The following is a 14,834-nucleotide window of genomic DNA, read 5'->3' as shown; positions in this document are numbered from 1 at the left end:
GGCGCAGATACACGTCACACCCTGTCTGAGGAGCCCATTATGTCGCTTGCCGAAATCACCGCACTTATTCACAAGGCTGAAGCAGATGCGGACCGCGCGGTGGGCGCGACGCAGTTGATCGCCGTCAGCAAGCGACAGCCCGACGCGCGGGTGGCGGAGGTGCTTGCAGACGGGCATCGGGTGTTTGGTGAGAACCAGGTGCAGGAAGCGGCAAGCAAGTGGCCTAGCTTCAAAGAGACTTACGAGGGCGTTTCGGTGCATTTGTTGGGGCCGCTGCAGTCCAACAAAGCCCGCCAAGCGATCGAGTTGTTTGATGTGATCCATTCGCTGGACCGTCCAAAGTTGGCCAAGACGCTGGCACGATTGGCGCAGGAAATGGGTACGTGTCCCGATCTTTTTGTTCAGGTGAATACAGGTGAAGAGCCGCAGAAGGCGGGTGTGCTGCCACAAGATTTGGATGGATTTGTCGCGGAGTGCCGCGCGTTGGAGTTGCCGATTGTGGGCCTGATGTGCATCCCACCGGTAGACGAGGAAGCCTCGCTGCATTTTGCCCTGCTCGCCAAGATGGCGGCACGCAACGGGCTAGACGGGCTCAGCATGGGCATGAGCGGCGATTTTGAGCGGGCTGTGGCGCTGGGCGCGACGCATGTGCGTGTGGGGTCAGCGATCTTTGGAGAGCGTCCGACGCAAACGTGATGAAGCGCCTCTTTGAGCAGTGGCGGGGTCTATGCAACACTTAGACACGGCCCCATTGTTTCAGGAGTTTTATGATGCGTTTTCTTTTTGCTGTTTTGTCCCTTTGTGTAAGCGCTGGAATGGCGTCCGCAGAGTTTTCCCTGCGGTTTGACGGTTGGGGGGATATCCCGTTTTGCAACAACGGTAATCCGAAGTCGGTTCCCAATCCCGAGTTCTATTTGACGGATATTCCGGCTGGAACGACGACGGTGCAGTTCTATTTCAAGAACCTGAACGTGCCGGCTGCCAATCGCGGGGCGAGCAAACGATTGCCGGTTCCGGCTGACGGACGCATCCCTGCAGGCACGTTTAACTATCGGGGTCCATGTCCGGTGAATGGCGCAAATACCTATGAGTGGAAGGCCACGGCGCGGGCGGGAAACCGGATCAGCGGCAACGCGAAGGCAAGGCGCAAGTATCCGGAGTAAGAGGGCGCAGGATGTTTCTCGCGCAAGGTTTTGCGAGGTGGTGGCGCCTTGGAGGGAATTGAGCTCTCGCCGAAATTGTCATTGGTATACAAAAAAAGCGGTCATACTCTGAGTGTATCGTCTCTAGTGGAGTTTTTAGGAATGCGTCTTTTTATCGGAGCAATTTTTGTGGCGCTGTGGGCAGTCCCCGCAGCCGCCGAATTCAAGATCTCTTTTGCCAATTGGGGAGGCATTAAGTCCTGTACCACCGGGCGCCCAAACACCGTTGGTAATCCTGAGTTTGTCGTGACAGGTCTGCCAGCAGGGACAACCACCGTGCAGTTCAAGATCAAGGATCTGGACGTGCCGAACTATAACCATGGTGGCAGCAAGAAGCTGAAGATATCGCAGGATGGTCGCGTGGCTGCGGGGACGTTCAAATACAAAAGCCCTTGTCCACCGAGCGGCACACATACCTATGAGTGGACCGCGACAGCACGGGCGGATGGCAAGGTGGTTGGAAAGGCCAAAGCGGCACGCAAGTACCCTGAGTGAGCCTTAGCGCACAATCAGGCGCGTGCCGGGACCGGCGTGCGCCGCAATGATTTTCATGTGATCCCGACGAAAGGCGATGCAGCCCTCCGTTGGGGCCCCGCGACGTCGCCAGCTGTGCAGGAAAATCGCCGAGCCTTTGCCCGGCTGCGCGTCAGGCCAGTTCCAATCGGTGAGCAGAATCATGTCATACAAAGGATCAGCTCGGCGCAGGCGTTCGTGGCTTGGCGCGTAGGGTGCGCGGACATGGTGGTTGTAGGCGGTGTCGCCTGACGCGTCTGACCAGAGGTCGTCCTTGCCGATGGGGTGTGCCCACGGTGCGGGTGAGGCGAGGCGGTCGGCGCGATAGAGCAAACCAGTGATACGATGGGTGCCACGCGGAGTGGCGCCGTCACCTTCGCGTTTGTCTGACTGCAGGCCACCCTTGCCGATGGTGCAGGGAAAATAGCGGCTCATGTAGCGCACCCCGCGCTTTGTAAGCACAAGGTCGAAGGGACTCACAGCATGTGGCCTGATTTGTTGGCTTTGGTGGCGAGGTAGGCGCGGTTGTGGGCGTTTTCGCCGACCTTGAGCGCGACGCGTTCTGCGACAGAGACGCCCGCGTTTTCCATCATCTCGATCTTGCGGGGATTGTTGGTGAGCAGTCGCACCGATGAAAACCCCATTTCCGCGAGGATTTTGGCGCCAATGCGGAAATCGCGCTCGTCATCCTCAAAACCGAGGCGGTGGTTGGCCTCAACGGTATCAAAGCCCTGATCCTGCAGCGAGTAGGCGCGCATTTTGTTGGCGAGGCCAATGCCGCGACCTTCTTGGTTGAGATAAAGCAACACGCCTGCGCCAGCGGCCCCCATTTGCATCAAAGCGGCGTTGAGTTGTGGGCCGCAATCGCATTTCAGAGATCCAAGCACGTCGCCGGTGAAACAGGCGGAGTGCAAACGCGCGAGCACGGGTTTGTCGCGGGGTGGCCGGCCGACCTCGATGGCATAGTGTTCTTCGCCGCCGTCTTCGGGCCGGAAGATGTGCAGACGACCCGCGTCAGCCGCAGAAATCGGCAAGCGGGCGTGCACGACAGGGTGCAAAGGGCTTGTGGCCGTCAGATGTGGCGCCGCGAGGTCGGCTGGGATCACGGTGAGGCCGTGTTCCAGAGCAAAGGCGCCAGCGTTTGGGAGAGGCAGAGACAAAGCTGCGGGCAAAAGTTGCGCCGACTTCACCAATTTGACGGCGGCGCGGTGCAAGTCGGCATCCCCCTCACGTTCGGTTTGCAGCGGGCCTTTCATCGGGCGCATGAGGTCGTCGGCGGGATCAGCGATGCCGCGTAGCCAGTTCAGGTCGGCATCACTGGGCAGATGAACGCGGGCAATGTCGCCATCATAGGCTCGCGCCTTAAGCGTTTCGGCCCGACGGCCAGTGATCACCAACAAGGGCGCGCCGCCCAAAGCCCGCAAATCCGCAAGGCGGGCGCGGTCCAGCGTTTCAACAGCCATTAGGATAATCGCCGTGCCGTTGCCGGTCAGCACAATAGGCACACCCATGCGCAGGTCAGCTCTGGCGCGGGCCAGACGTTCGACGATATCGGGAGAAAAACTCATGGGGTCCTCGCGGCTTAGCGCATCACATTTAGCTGCCTTTGTCGCAAGATGAAACATTTGACGTCACAGAAACACGAGGCCGTGAGGCAATTGCAGCAAATCTTGTTGCGGCTTTCGTTCGTATACATGTCGTGAACAACAAAGTGATACAGATTGAACGTGGAGGATACGGATGGCCCAGCTTAAGAAAATCCTGCTTGTGGATGATGATGAAGATCTGCGCGAGGCTCTGTCAGAGCAGCTTGTGATGACCGAAGATTTTGATGTCTTTGAGGCCGGAAATGGCGTCGAGGCGATGAGTCGCGTCAAAGAAGGCCTGTATGACATCATCATTCTTGATGTGGGCCTGCCGGACACAGACGGGCGCGAATTGTGTCGCCTGATGCGCAAGCAGGGGGTCAAGAGCCCGATCCTGATGCTGACGGGGCATGACAGCGACGCGGACACGATTTTGGGCCTTGATAGCGGTGCCAACGATTACGTGACCAAACCGTTCAAATTCCCAGTGCTGTTGGCCCGCATTCGGGCGCAGCTGCGCCAGCATGAGCAATCTGAGGACGCGGTATTTGTACTTGGTCCATATACGTTCAAGCCAGCGATGAAGATGCTGATCACTGAAGATGAGCGCAAAATCCGCCTGACCGAGAAAGAGACCAACATCCTCAAGTATCTGTATCGGTCCACGGACGGCGTGGTGGCGCGGGATGTGCTGCTACATGAGGTGTGGGGCTACAATGCTGGCGTTACAACGCACACGCTTGAAACACACATCTATCGCCTGCGCCAGAAGATCGAGCCCGATCCCAGCAACGCGCGGCTTTTGGTGACGGAGAGTGGTGGATATCGGCTGGTTGCCTAGAAAGGTGTCCAGTGTGACAGAAAAAAGAACAACCTTGGCGCCGATAAAGCAAGAATTCCGTAAGATTCTTCCTATATCAGAGTCATGAGAGAACCCCGCCATGTCCGGGTTATGACATGACCTCCCTGTTGGACTGACCCGGGCCTCGGCTCGGGTCTTTTTTTTGGGCGGCGGTGCACCAATGCGCAGGAAATGGCATTGGCATCGCGTCAGGGGCAAGGGTAGGGTGCGCGAACAGTATCAGCGCGGAGAGTTTTCATGTCCTTTAGTCTTGCCACCTGGAACATCAATTCGGTGCGTTTGCGCGAGCCAATTGTGCTTAAACTGCTGCAAGAAGAAGCGCCGGATGTGTTGTGTTTGCAGGAGTGCAAAAGCCCGGTTGATAAGATCCCGACCGAAGGATTTGCCGCGCTTGGCTACACGCACATGGTTGCGCGCGGGCAGAAGGGCTATAACGGTGTCGCGATCCTGTCGAAATTCCCGATGGTTGAAGCCGGCGCGGAAGATTTTGCAGACCTCGGCCACGCGCGTCATATCGCCGGCAAGCTGGAAAACGGTGTGACGGTCCACAATTTTTATGTGCCAGCGGGCGGCGATGTGCCGGACCGCGAGAAGAACGAGAAATTTGGCCAGAAGCTCGATTATCTCAGCGATATGCGCGACTATTTTCACCGTGAGAAGATGCAGAAGGCGGTGCTTGTCGGGGATTTGAACATCGCGCCGCGCGAAGACGATGTGTGGGACCACAAGAAGCTGCTGAAGATCGTCAGCCATACACCGGTTGAAGTCGAAGCACTGGCCGAGACACAGGACGCGGGCGGATGGGTTGATATCACGCGACAGGATGTCCCTGAAGGACAGCTTTATAGCTGGTGGAGCTATCGCGCCCGGGATTGGGATGCAGCCGACAAGGGGCGGCGGCTGGATCATGTATGGGCGACTGGTGATATCTCCAATGCGGGGCATTCAAGCCGGGTTTTGCGCGATGCGCGGGGCTGGGAAAAACCCAGTGACCATGCGCCAGTGTTTGCGACCTTTGACCTTTGACTTTCCGACGCGGGACCTCATATAGGGACCAACGCATATAAAGGACGACTCCAATGCTTGAACTTGGACAAGGCAACGGTGCAGCAGCGCCGGCCGACAGCGATTTGATCAAAGACGTTTCCGAGGCAACCTTCATGGCGGATGTCGTGGATGTCTCGATGACTGTGCCAGTGATCGTGGATTTCTGGGCGCCATGGTGCGGGCCGTGCAAAACGTTGGGGCCAGCCCTTGAGGCAGCGGTCACGGCGGCTGGCGGCGCGGTGAAGATGGCCAAGATCAACGTCGACGAAAATCAGGGCATTGCTGGCCAAATGCAGGTTCAGTCGATCCCGACTGTTTATGCGTTTTATCAGGGTCAGCCGATTGACGGTTTTCAGGGCGCATTGCCGCCCAGCGAGATTGAAGCGTTTGTCACCAAAGTGGTTGAAGCCGGTGGCGGGCAGATGCCCGACGGTGGGCTTGATGATGCATTGGCGGCAGCCGAAGAGATGCTGGTCGAGGGCCAAGCCGAGGACGCAGGTGAGACCTTTGCTGCGATTCTGGAACAAGACACCGACAATGTCGCGGCCTTTGCGGGCTTGGCGCGGGCCAACATCGCCATGGGCGCTTTGGATCAGGCCGAAGCCGTGCTGAACGGCGCACCTGCCGAGTTTGCGGATGCCCCCGAAGTCGAAGCAGCGCACGCGCAGTTAGAACTGGCGCGGCAAGCCGAAAACGCGGGTCCGGTGGCAGAGCTGCGGGCGCTGGTCGAGGCGGAGCCCGACAACTATCAAGCGCGGCTGGATCTTGCGCAGGCGCTGCATGGTGCGGGTGAGGTTGAGGCGGCTGTGGATGAGTTGCTTGACCTGTTCCGACGCGATCGTGAGTGGAATGACGGCGCCGCCAAAACGCAGTTGTTTACCATTTTTGAGGCGCTCAAGCCGAATGATCCGGTTGTCTTGAACGGGCGACGCAAGCTGAGTTCGATGATCTTTGCCTGATTGGCAAATCTAGCGTAGGCTGGCGGTATGATCAGGCCAGCCGATCTTCCAGACATGATTGCGGTTTTTCCGCTTCCGGGCGCGCTTTTGCTGCCGCGATCACGTCTGCCGTTGCACATTTTCGAGCCACGTTATTTGACGATGCTGGATGATGCGCTCAAGACGCCTGAGCGTTTGATCGGCATGGTGCAGCCCAACGAAGTACCGGGCCGCGAAGGGATTGGATTGCAGACCATCGGCTGCGCCGGACGGATCACGCAATTTAGCGAAACCGATGACAATCGCTATATGATCACGCTGACTGGGGTGTCGCGGTTTCGCATCCAGGCCGAAGTTGACGGATTTGCGCCGTATCGGCGGTGTTCCGTGAGCTGGGATGGGTTTGACCGGGATCTGGGGCGGACGGAACGCGACGAGGTGTTTCACCGCCCCGTGTTCTTGGCGCTGCTGAAGCGGTATTTCGAGCAGTTGGAGTTGCAGACCGATTGGGAAACGCTCAAAGATGCGGATGACGAACTGCTGATCAATTCGCTGTCGATGCTTCTGGATTTTGGCGCTGAGGACAAGCAAGCGTTGCTCGAAGCGCCGAGCCTGAGCACACGCCGCGAAACCTTGGTGACGCTATTGGAATTTGCGCTGCGTGGCGGCGGCGGAGAGGACTTGATACAATGACACATGACGTGACTGAACCCGGATTTGACCGGCGTATGCTGGAGGCGCTGGTGTGCCCTCAGACGCGTGCGACGCTGGAATATGACGCGGCCAAGCAGGAGCTGATTTCGCGCGGCGCCGGATTGGCCTTTCCGATCCGCAACGGCATCCCCGTGATGCTTGTGGATGAGGCGCGCACGTTGGACTGAGGAGGGGAGGGACCAGCCCCCCCTTGGCCTGCGGCCAATTCACCCCCGGGATATTTCCGGCAAAAGGAAGATATGCCTTAGCGCATCAGGTCGGGCAGATCCCCTGTAAGACCTGCGGCTTCGCGCATAAAGGTGCGGCGCAGGGCTGGGACTTTGCCGATGAGCCCCATGCCGATGTCACGGCCAGCCCGCAAGAGCGGATTGTCGTTGGAAAACAGTTTGTTGGTGATGTCCGTCGCGGCCACCAGGGCCTGTGTGTCGAAACGACGCCATTCCTGATAGCGTTCCAGCACCAGAATTGAGGTGATGTCTTCGCCGCGCGATTTGGCCTCGGTCAGCACTTGGGCCAGCGCTGCGACATCGCGTAGGCCTGCGTTAAGGCCTTGGCCCGCAATCGGGTGCATTCCGTGGGCTGCGTCGCCCACCAAAGCAATGTGCTCAGCCACGAAATGGTTCGCGACGGTGAGGCCCAATGGATAGGTAAACCGGGGCCCGGCAGGGGAGATGTCGCCAAGGAAATCGCCAAACCGCGGGCGTAGAACGGCGAGGTAATCCTCGTCTGAAAGCGCGTGGATGCGGGCGGCGTTTTCTTCGGTTTCGGACCAGACAATCGAGGACATATTGCCCGGCAGCGGCAGGATGGCCAGCGGTCCGGGCGGCATAAAGAATTGGTGTGCGACACCGTTGTGCGGCAGTTCATGCGCAATGGCGCAGACCAGTGCGGTTTGGCCGTAGCCCCAGCCGGTGCGCCGGATGCCTGCGCGCTGTGCAACACCGGATTGGCGGCCGTCGCAGCCCACCAAAAGGCGGGCGCGGCGGGTTTCGCCAGTGGAGAGCGTGACCGTGACGCCGGAGGCATCGACGGATTGCTCTGTGACGCTGGTATCCGGGATCAGGGTGATGGCGGGATCGTTTTCCATGGCGGTCTGGAACGCGCGATACAGAAAGCGGTCTTCCAGCATGAAGCCCATCGGGCCTTCTTCGAGTTCGGCATGGTCAAAGTGCAGGAAGAACGGCGAAGGGCCTTCGCCGGCGCGGCCATCTGAGACCTTTATATCCAGCATGGGTTGGGCGTTCGGCGCGACATCCTGCCAAACGCCAAGCCGATCCAAAAGACGTTTGGAGGCCAACGCCAGCGCATAGCCGCGCCCGTCGAAATTGCTGCCTGCGCGTTCCGGGGCAGGGCGGGCGTCAACCACGGTAACAGTGAACCCCGCGTGGCTGAGGGCGAGGGCGAGGGCAGGGCCGTTAAGACCGCCACCGGCGATGAGGATATCTGTGTCAAAGCGCATGGTCCCAATATGGGAGTCGGTTCGGGATTGTCCATGTGCCTTTGCGCCGCTACCGTCCCGTAAAGGCATATTTGAGGACTTGTGATGTTGGACTGGCTGGAAATGAGCGCGGCGGATTTGGGGCGCGGGATTGGCGAAGGTTCGATTGATCCCGTGGCGCTGACGCAGGCGTTTCTTGGCGCGATCGACAGCAGTGATCACAAAGACCGGATCTATTCGGCTGTCACCCGTCAGCGGGCGCTGGCGGAGGCGGCTGCTGCGGCTGAACGGGCGCGGGTCGGGGAGAGGTTATCCCTGTTGGATGGGGTGCCGATCAGCTGGAAAGACCTGTTTGACAGCGCCGATGTGGCGACCGAAGCCGGGTCGTTGTTGCTTAAGGGCCGCGTGCCGGGCCGCGATGCGGAGGTGCTGCGCAATGCCACCGCAGCCGGGCTGGTGTGTCTGGGCAAAACACATATGAGCGAGTTGGCGTTTTCAGGGTTGGGTTTGAACCCGATGACGGCAACGCCGCCTTGCGTGAATGACCCAAAGGCTGTGCCGGGTGGGTCGAGCTCGGGTGCGGCGGCGTCTGTCGCTTTTGGATTGGCCGCTGCTGGTATTGGGTCCGACACGGGAGGGTCGGTTCGGATTCCGTCGGCGTGGAATGATCTCGTGGGGCTAAAAACCACGTCGGGACGGCTGTCCAACGCAGGCGTTGTGCCGTTGTGCCGGAGCTTTGACACGGTGGGGCCGCTGGCCCGCACGGTTGAGGATGCAGCATTGCTTTTCGCCGCGTTGAGCGGTGAGAAGCCGGTGGATCTGCAGGGCGCGACGCTTGAGGGCAAGCGGTTTGCCATCTTGGAAACGGTCGCCCTTGAGAGTGTGCGCGATGCGCCGATGGCAGGGTTTGAGCGTGCGTTGGCGCGGTTCAGCGAAGCGGGCGCCCAGATGGAATTTCTGAAAGCCGGAGAGGTTGCGCGGGCGATGGAATTGACCGGACCGCTGTTCACGTCTGAGGCCTATGGCGAGTGGCGCGACGAAATCGAGGCGGCACCGGATTTGATGTTTGACCAGATTCTGGAACGGTTCCGCGCAGGGGCATCGTTTTCGGGGCCGGATTATGTGCATGCGTGGCAAGCGCTTGAAGAGCACCGTGTGCGGTGGAATGCACGGATTGCCGGATTTGATGCAGTTCTTTTGCCGACGTCGCCGATTCTGCCCCCCGACGCGGCGCGGCTGATGAGCGATCAGGACTACTATGTCACTGAAAACCTTTTGGCTTTGCGCAATACGCGGATTGGCAACCTGATGGGCAGTGCGGCAGTAACCTTGCCATCCGGAATGCCAAGTTGCGGCGTGATGATGCTAGGTGCGCCGAACACGGAAGAGCGTTTGTTGCGATTGGCGGCGGCAGCTGAAGCTGTGTTGGCTTAGTCGGGCTGCGGTCGTTCACGGCCTTTGTCGCAACCGCTTTTGCAGTGATTTGCGCCAAATGAAGAAGTTTAGTTAGTTTATCGCAGAAATGTCGGGTGGCGCAGAGGCCACAAGTGCCGGAGTCTTCGGCATTTTAGTGGACTGGCGGACTCGCATTGGGTAACTTGGGTTTGAAACGGGGCGATATGATCCCGATCCTGAGGCAGATTGAATATGATGTTCCCCGAGCGGTTTTCGAACCTACCGGCCTATGCGTTCCCGCGTTTGCGCGCGCTATTGGATCACCTGCAACCAGGTGGGCCGGTCACGCATATGACCATTGGTGAGCCGAAACATACCTTTCCGCAGTGGGTCACGGATGTGATTGTCCAACATGCTGAAGGTTTCAACAAATACCCGCCCAATGATGGATCGCCTGAGCTTTTGGATGCTATTTCCGCGTGGATAAAGCGTCGGTATGACGTCGGTATCCCGTCGGCGCAGATTATGGCGCTGAATGGCACGCGTGAGGGGCTTTATAACGCCGCGATGGCGTTGTGCCCGGAAACCAAAAACGGGTCGCTGCCGATCATTTTAACGCCGAACCCGTTCTATCAGGTTTATGCTGTGGCTGCCGCATCCGTGGGGGCAGAGGCGCGGTTTGTGCCAGCAACCGAGGCAAGTGGCCATTTGCCGGATTTTGCCGCGTTGGACGCGGATGTGTTAGATCGCGTCGCGATTGCCTACGTGTGTTCGCCTGCCAATCCGCAGGGCGCGGTGGCGGATGCGGCCTATTGGCGTGCGCTCATCACGCTGGCAGAAAAGCACGATTTCCAAATTTTCGCCGATGAGTGTTATTCCGAAGTATATCGCGAGACACCGCCGACCGGTGCCTTGCAGATCGCGCATGAGATGGGAGCAGACCCCGAACGGGTTCTGATTTTCCATTCGCTGAGCAAGCGATCAAATCTGCCGGGCTTGCGGTCCGGTTTTGTCGCGGGCGGGCCGGAGAGCATCCGACGTATTCGCCAGCTACGGGCCTATTCCGGCGCGCCTTTGCCACTGCCGTTGCAGCGTGCGGCCGAAAAGGTTTGGGCGGACGAAGCGCATGTGGAAGAGAACCGCGCCCTTTATGCCAAAAAGTTCGACATTGCAGACGCGATTCTTGGGGATGTGCCGGGATACAAGAGCCCGCAGGCCGGGTTTTTCCTGTGGTTGCCGGTGGACGACGGCGAAGAGGCCGCGGTCAAATTGTGGACAGAGACCGGCGTGCGGGTGTTGCCCGGCGCGTATCTGAGCCGCGACGCCGAGGGATTTAACCCCGGCAAAAAATTTATTCGGGTCGCCTTGGTGGCCCCAAAGACCGAAGTACAGGAAGCGCTCACCAAGCTGCGCGCCTGCATTTACGGATAAAAGAACGAGGTAGGTAACGAGATGGCATATCAAGCGCGTGGAAGAGGCCCTCTTTTGGACAGTGCAACACAGGCAGCGGTGGAAAAACGAGGCAAGGAGCTGATTGGTTTTGTGCTGATTGGGCTTGGTCTGATGGCGGCGGCGATGATTGCGTCTTATACGCCGACGGACCCCAGTTTCATGTCGGTGACAGATGCGCCGGTGCAGAACTGGATGGGCTGGATTGGGGCGTCGATTTCTGCCGGATTGTTTGTGATCATCGGCTTTGCAAGCTGGGGTGTGGCGGCAGTATTGGTCGTTTGGGGCGTGCGTTTGGCGCTACATATTGGCGAAGACCGGGTGCAATCCCGTATCATTTTCGCGCCGATCATGTTGGCCTTGGGGGCGATCTATGCCTCTACTTTGGCCCCTGGTGTGACGTGGACTCATGACTTTGGTGTTGGCGGGCTGTTTGGCGATACTGTGACCGGCTTTTTGTTGACAGTGCTGCCGATCGGGGCTCAGGCGGGCGTGAAAATCCTGTCGTTGGCGACCGGCGTGGCCTTTGTTGCGATCGGGCTGTTTACGCTTGGCTTCACCAAGGCGGAGCTGCAAGGCGTTGCGCGCCGGATCGTGGTGGGTCTGGTGTTGGCCTACGACAAGTTGATGACCCTGTTGGGCCGTGGTGCAAGCGGCGCAGTTGCCGGCGCATCGCAGGCAGCCAAGACCATGCAAACCCGCCGTCAGGAGCGCCGCGAAGCTGAAGAAGCACGCGTCGCGCAAGCGGCTGTCGAGGGCTGGAATGACGCTGTGGTTGAGGACACGCCTGCGTCGACGATTGAAGAAGTTGCGCCGTTTGCCAAGCCGCGCCTGCGGATGCCGACGCTGATCAAGCGGACCGAAGCGGCCCCTGAAGAATTGCCGGAACAGGAACTGGTTGAGAATATCTTTGTGCAGGACATCGCGGATGTGCCGGGCGGAGAGGCGCGGATCAAATCCAAGATCGCCGACGTGATGCGCAGCCGTGCGCAGCGTGGCGAAGCAGTGTCGCCGCCGGATATGGACGCCGAGTTGCATCCCGATCTGCACGCCGACAAACCGCTGACCAAAGGCCGCGGTCGTCGACCTGCGCCCTTGGTGCTGGCGACAGATGCGCAGGATGAAGCGCAGATCCCGCAAGCGGCCCATCCGATGGAGCCACCTTTGACGGGCGGTGTTGGTCTGCGCGCCGAGCCGCCGCTTTCAGCTGGGATGCCGGCAATGACCGCGCCGCAGATGTATGAAGAAACACCAATGGCCGAAGATGTTGTCTTGGACGACGACTCGGGCTGGCAGGACCCGATGCTTGCGGAACCGGCTTCGATGCCGCCCTACCGCCAAGCGACGCCACAGCAGATTCCGGTACCCGAGCAGCGCAAGGTGGTGCAGCCGCGCCAGAACAAGCCGGTGCAGCCGTCGACGCGGGCCAAGCAAGAGGCGCAGCCGTCGCTGGCCTTTGACGAGACCAAGATCGAATACGAATTGCCGCCGCTGAACCTGTTGGAAAGCCCAATGGAAATCTCGCGCCATCATCTGAGCGATGATGCGTTGGAAGAGAATGCGCGGATGCTGGAATCCGTTTTGGACGACTATGGTGTCAAAGGCGAGATCGTTTCGGTGCGCCCCGGCCCCGTTGTAACGATGTATGAACTTGAGCCTGCGCCGGGTCTGAAAGCCAGCCGCGTGATTGGCCTTGCGGATGACATTGCACGGTCGATGTCGGCTTTGTCGGCGCGTGTGTCCACGGTGCCCGGCCGCAGTGTGATTGGCATCGAGTTGCCAAACGAGAACCGCGAGAAAGTGGTGCTGCGCGAGATCCTGAGCGCGCGCGATTTTGGCGACAGCAATATGAAGCTGCCGCTGGCGTTGGGCAAAGACATTGGCGGCGATCCGGTGGTGGCCAACTTGGCCAAGATGCCTCACTTGTTGATTGCGGGGACCACGGGGTCCGGTAAATCGGTGGCGATCAACACGATGATCCTGTCGCTGCTTTATCGTCTGACACCAGATGATTGCCGTTTGATCATGATCGATCCCAAGATGCTGGAACTGTCGGTTTATGACGGCATTCCCCACCTGTTGTCACCGGTTGTGACCGACCCGAAGAAGGCCGTTGTGGCGCTCAAGTGGGTCGTCGGCGAGATGGAAGAACGCTATCGCAAGATGTCCAAAATGGGCGTGCGCAACATCGATGGCCACAACAGCCGCGTGGCCGACGCACTTGCCAAGAACGAGACATTCTCGCGTACCGTGCAGACCGGTTTTGATGATGACACCGGCGAGCCAGTGTTTGAAACCGAAGAGATTATGCCTGAGAAAATGCCATATATCGTCGTTGTTGTAGACGAGATGGCCGACCTGATGATGGTGGCGGGCAAGGAGATTGAAGCGTGCATCCAGCGTCTGGCACAGATGGCGCGGGCCTCGGGTATTCACCTGATTATGGCCACACAACGCCCATCGGTAGATGTGATCACCGGTACGATTAAGGCGAACTTCCCAACACGGATTTCGTTCCAAGTGACGTCCAAGATCGACAGCCGCACCATTCTGGGTGAGATGGGCGCCGAGCAACTGCTGGGCATGGGTGACATGCTTTATATGGCTGGTGGCGCCAAGATCACCCGGTGTCATGGCCCGTTTGTGAGCGATGAAGAGGTTGAGGAAATCGTCAACCACCTCAAGAGCTTTGGTCCGCCAAGTTACATCGGGGGCGTGGTTGAAGGGCCGGCCGACGAAAAGGCCGATAATATCGATGCAGTTCTCGGTCTCAATACCGGTGGCAACACCACGGGCGAAGATGCGCTTTATGATCAGGCCGTTGCGATTGTGATCAAGGACCGCAAGTGTTCGACCAGCTATATCCAGCGCAAACTGGCGATTGGGTACAACAAGGCCGCGCGCCTTGTGGAGCAGATGGAAGACGAGAATTTGGTGAGTGCTGCGAACCATGTGGGCAAACGCGAAATTCTGGTGCCCGAGCAATAGGTCGGCGGTGCGTCGCTGACACAGGATTGTGACCGCCGTTCGGGGCTGATTTCCGAGCGGCGGTTGCTTAGTTTAAGGCTATGAGAATGTTGAAAAGCTTTGTTGCCCCCGCTGTCGTGGCCGCGTCTGTTGCGGCTTATGCTTTGCCTGCGAAGGCGGACCAGATTTCGTTGGATGCGCTGTCTGACTATTTGAACGACATGGGCACCGTGCAGGCGAATTTCACGCAGATATCGGACGACGGATCCGTGCAGACTGGCAAGCTGTTTATCAAACGGCCTGGAATGATGCGGTTCGAATACAACCCGCCGGACAAAGCCCTTGTTCTGACGTTCAACAACAGCGTGGCGATTTTTGACGGTCGGTCAAACCAGCCGCCGGAGGTTTATCCGCTGAAGCGCACGCCGCTGTCGATCATTCTGGATAAGGACGTGAACCTTGGGCAGGCCAATATGGTGGTCGGGCACGACTATGACGGCACAGCCACCGTGGTGACCGCGCAAGATCCGCAAAATCCTGACATTGGCAGCATTCAGTTGAAGTTTACGGCTGATCCGGTGGAGCTGCGGCAGTGGGTGATCAATGACAACACAGGCAGTCAGACCACTGTGATCCTTGGAGATACCAAGTCAGGAATGCCGCTGGGCAACCGGATTTTTGACATTGACCGGGAACGGCGCGGCGCCAACTGAGCCCCGCGCC

15 protein-coding genes are annotated in these 14,834 nt (G+C 59.0%); 12 read left to right on the top strand and 3 right to left on the bottom strand.

The features are described from left to right. The first annotated feature begins 39 nt into the window (after nucleotides 1-39). From SHIM_RS13015 to SHIM_RS13005, 3 genes are all read left to right on the top strand, one after another. Nucleotides 40-696: a YggS family pyridoxal phosphate-dependent enzyme gene (locus tag SHIM_RS13015; protein ID WP_054003102.1), complete on the top strand. Its 657-nt coding sequence runs from the start codon at nucleotides 40-42 to the stop codon at nucleotides 694-696. A gap of 74 nt (nucleotides 697-770) precedes the next feature. Then, nucleotides 771-1,163 carry a hypothetical protein gene (locus tag SHIM_RS13010; protein WP_152926547.1) on the top strand — a complete coding sequence of 131 codons (393 nt, stop codon included), beginning with the start codon at nucleotides 771-773 and terminating at the stop codon, nucleotides 1,161-1,163. 48 nt (nucleotides 1,164-1,211) lie between these two features. Further along, entirely contained in the window at nucleotides 1,212-1,697 is a 486-nt protein-coding gene (locus SHIM_RS13005) for a hypothetical protein (protein WP_152926546.1), read from the top strand. A 3-nt stretch (nucleotides 1,698-1,700) separates the two neighbouring features. On the opposite strand, the gene SHIM_RS13000 is transcribed toward SHIM_RS13005, so the two are convergent. Together SHIM_RS13000 and ribA are read right to left on the bottom strand one after the other, a co-directional pair. Continuing rightward, nucleotides 1,701-2,195 carry a L,D-transpeptidase family protein gene (locus SHIM_RS13000; RefSeq protein ID WP_054003099.1) on the bottom strand — a complete coding sequence of 165 codons (495 nt, stop codon included), beginning with the start codon at nucleotides 2,193-2,195 and terminating at the stop codon, nucleotides 1,701-1,703. Further along, the gene (gene ribA, locus SHIM_RS12995) at nucleotides 2,192-3,283 is read right to left on the bottom strand and encodes a GTP cyclohydrolase II (RefSeq protein WP_054003196.1); all 1,092 of its coding nucleotides are present in this window, start codon (nucleotides 3,281-3,283) and stop codon (nucleotides 2,192-2,194) included. Before ribA ends, SHIM_RS13000 begins: the two co-directional genes overlap by 4 nt. A gap of 172 nt (nucleotides 3,284-3,455) precedes the next feature. On the opposite strand from ribA, the gene SHIM_RS12990 reads away from it, so the two are divergent. From SHIM_RS12990 to SHIM_RS12970, 5 genes are all read left to right on the top strand, one after another. Then, nucleotides 3,456-4,142: a response regulator transcription factor gene (locus SHIM_RS12990; protein ID WP_054003098.1), complete on the top strand. Its 687-nt coding sequence runs from the start codon at nucleotides 3,456-3,458 to the stop codon at nucleotides 4,140-4,142. Nucleotides 4,143-4,400: 258 nt separating this feature from the next. Continuing rightward, nucleotides 4,401-5,189 carry an exodeoxyribonuclease III gene (xth, locus tag SHIM_RS12985; protein ID WP_054003097.1) on the top strand — a complete coding sequence of 263 codons (789 nt, stop codon included), beginning with the start codon at nucleotides 4,401-4,403 and terminating at the stop codon, nucleotides 5,187-5,189. A 53-nt stretch (nucleotides 5,190-5,242) separates the two neighbouring features. After that, nucleotides 5,243-6,169: a thioredoxin family protein gene (locus SHIM_RS12980; protein WP_054003096.1), complete on the top strand. Its 927-nt coding sequence runs from the start codon at nucleotides 5,243-5,245 to the stop codon at nucleotides 6,167-6,169. 27 nt (nucleotides 6,170-6,196) lie between these two features. Continuing rightward, on the top strand, nucleotides 6,197-6,841 hold the full coding sequence (locus SHIM_RS12975; protein ID WP_054003095.1) for an LON peptidase substrate-binding domain-containing protein: 645 nt from the start codon (nucleotides 6,197-6,199) through the stop codon (nucleotides 6,839-6,841). Next, nucleotides 6,838-7,029, top strand: a complete 192-nt coding sequence (locus SHIM_RS12970) for a Trm112 family protein (protein ID WP_054003094.1) — start codon at nucleotides 6,838-6,840, stop codon at nucleotides 7,027-7,029. The genes SHIM_RS12975 and SHIM_RS12970 overlap by 4 nt, the downstream gene beginning before the upstream one ends. A 77-nt stretch (nucleotides 7,030-7,106) precedes the next feature. Here SHIM_RS12970 and SHIM_RS12965 read toward each other — a convergent pair whose 3' ends face one another. Further along, nucleotides 7,107-8,321: an FAD-dependent monooxygenase gene (locus SHIM_RS12965; protein WP_054003093.1), complete on the bottom strand. Its 1,215-nt coding sequence runs from the start codon at nucleotides 8,319-8,321 to the stop codon at nucleotides 7,107-7,109. An 84-nt stretch (nucleotides 8,322-8,405) separates the two neighbouring features. Between SHIM_RS12965 and SHIM_RS12960 the strand changes: the two genes are divergently transcribed. The 4 genes from SHIM_RS12960 to SHIM_RS12945 all read left to right on the top strand — a co-directional run bounded on the left by SHIM_RS12960 (nucleotide 8,406) and on the right by SHIM_RS12945 (nucleotide 14,824). After that, a complete protein-coding gene (locus tag SHIM_RS12960) occupies nucleotides 8,406-9,734 on the top strand; it encodes an amidase (RefSeq protein ID WP_054003092.1) in 1,329 nt (442 codons plus the stop codon). A gap of 216 nt (nucleotides 9,735-9,950) precedes the next feature. Next, entirely contained in the window at nucleotides 9,951-11,126 is a 1,176-nt protein-coding gene (locus SHIM_RS12955) for an aminotransferase class I/II-fold pyridoxal phosphate-dependent enzyme (RefSeq protein ID WP_193749927.1), read from the top strand. Between the two features lie 21 nt (nucleotides 11,127-11,147). Then, entirely contained in the window at nucleotides 11,148-14,132 is a 2,985-nt protein-coding gene (locus SHIM_RS12950) for a DNA translocase FtsK (RefSeq protein ID WP_054003090.1), read from the top strand. Nucleotides 14,133-14,218: 86 nt separating this feature from the next. Beyond that, a complete protein-coding gene (locus SHIM_RS12945) occupies nucleotides 14,219-14,824 on the top strand; it encodes a LolA family protein (RefSeq protein ID WP_054003089.1) in 606 nt (201 codons plus the stop codon). The last annotated feature ends 10 nt before the right edge of the window (nucleotides 14,825-14,834 follow it).

It is taken from the genome of Shimia sp. SK013 (assembly GCF_001292625.1).
GTDB lineage: Bacteria > Pseudomonadota > Alphaproteobacteria > Rhodobacterales > Rhodobacteraceae > Shimia.
This window is presented reverse-complemented; position numbering and strand designations above follow the sequence as displayed.

Excerpts from the sequence above, each read along its gene's own strand:
- SHIM_RS13015 (WP_054003102.1), top strand. The coding sequence starts at position 40 with ATGTCGCTTGCCGAAATCACCGCACTTATTCACAAGGCTGAAGCAGAT.
- SHIM_RS13010 (WP_152926547.1), top strand. The coding sequence starts at position 771 with ATGCGTTTTCTTTTTGCTGTTTTGTCCCTTTGTGTAAGCGCTGGAATG.
- ribA (WP_054003196.1), bottom strand. The coding sequence starts at position 3,283 with ATGAGTTTTTCTCCCGATATCGTCGAACGTCTGGCCCGCGCCAGAGCT.
- SHIM_RS12990 (WP_054003098.1), top strand. The coding sequence starts at position 3,456 with ATGGCCCAGCTTAAGAAAATCCTGCTTGTGGATGATGATGAAGATCTG.
- xth (WP_054003097.1), top strand. The coding sequence starts at position 4,401 with ATGTCCTTTAGTCTTGCCACCTGGAACATCAATTCGGTGCGTTTGCGC.
- SHIM_RS12980 (WP_054003096.1), top strand. The coding sequence starts at position 5,243 with ATGCTTGAACTTGGACAAGGCAACGGTGCAGCAGCGCCGGCCGACAGC.
- SHIM_RS12975 (WP_054003095.1), top strand. The coding sequence starts at position 6,197 with ATGATCAGGCCAGCCGATCTTCCAGACATGATTGCGGTTTTTCCGCTT.
- SHIM_RS12970 (WP_054003094.1), top strand. The coding sequence starts at position 6,838 with ATGACACATGACGTGACTGAACCCGGATTTGACCGGCGTATGCTGGAG.
- SHIM_RS12965 (WP_054003093.1), bottom strand. The coding sequence starts at position 8,321 with ATGCGCTTTGACACAGATATCCTCATCGCCGGTGGCGGTCTTAACGGC.
- SHIM_RS12960 (WP_054003092.1), top strand. The coding sequence starts at position 8,406 with ATGTTGGACTGGCTGGAAATGAGCGCGGCGGATTTGGGGCGCGGGATT.
- SHIM_RS12955 (WP_193749927.1), top strand. The coding sequence starts at position 9,951 with ATGTTCCCCGAGCGGTTTTCGAACCTACCGGCCTATGCGTTCCCGCGT.
- SHIM_RS12950 (WP_054003090.1), top strand. The coding sequence starts at position 11,148 with ATGGCATATCAAGCGCGTGGAAGAGGCCCTCTTTTGGACAGTGCAACA.
- SHIM_RS12945 (WP_054003089.1), top strand. The coding sequence starts at position 14,219 with ATGTTGAAAAGCTTTGTTGCCCCCGCTGTCGTGGCCGCGTCTGTTGCG.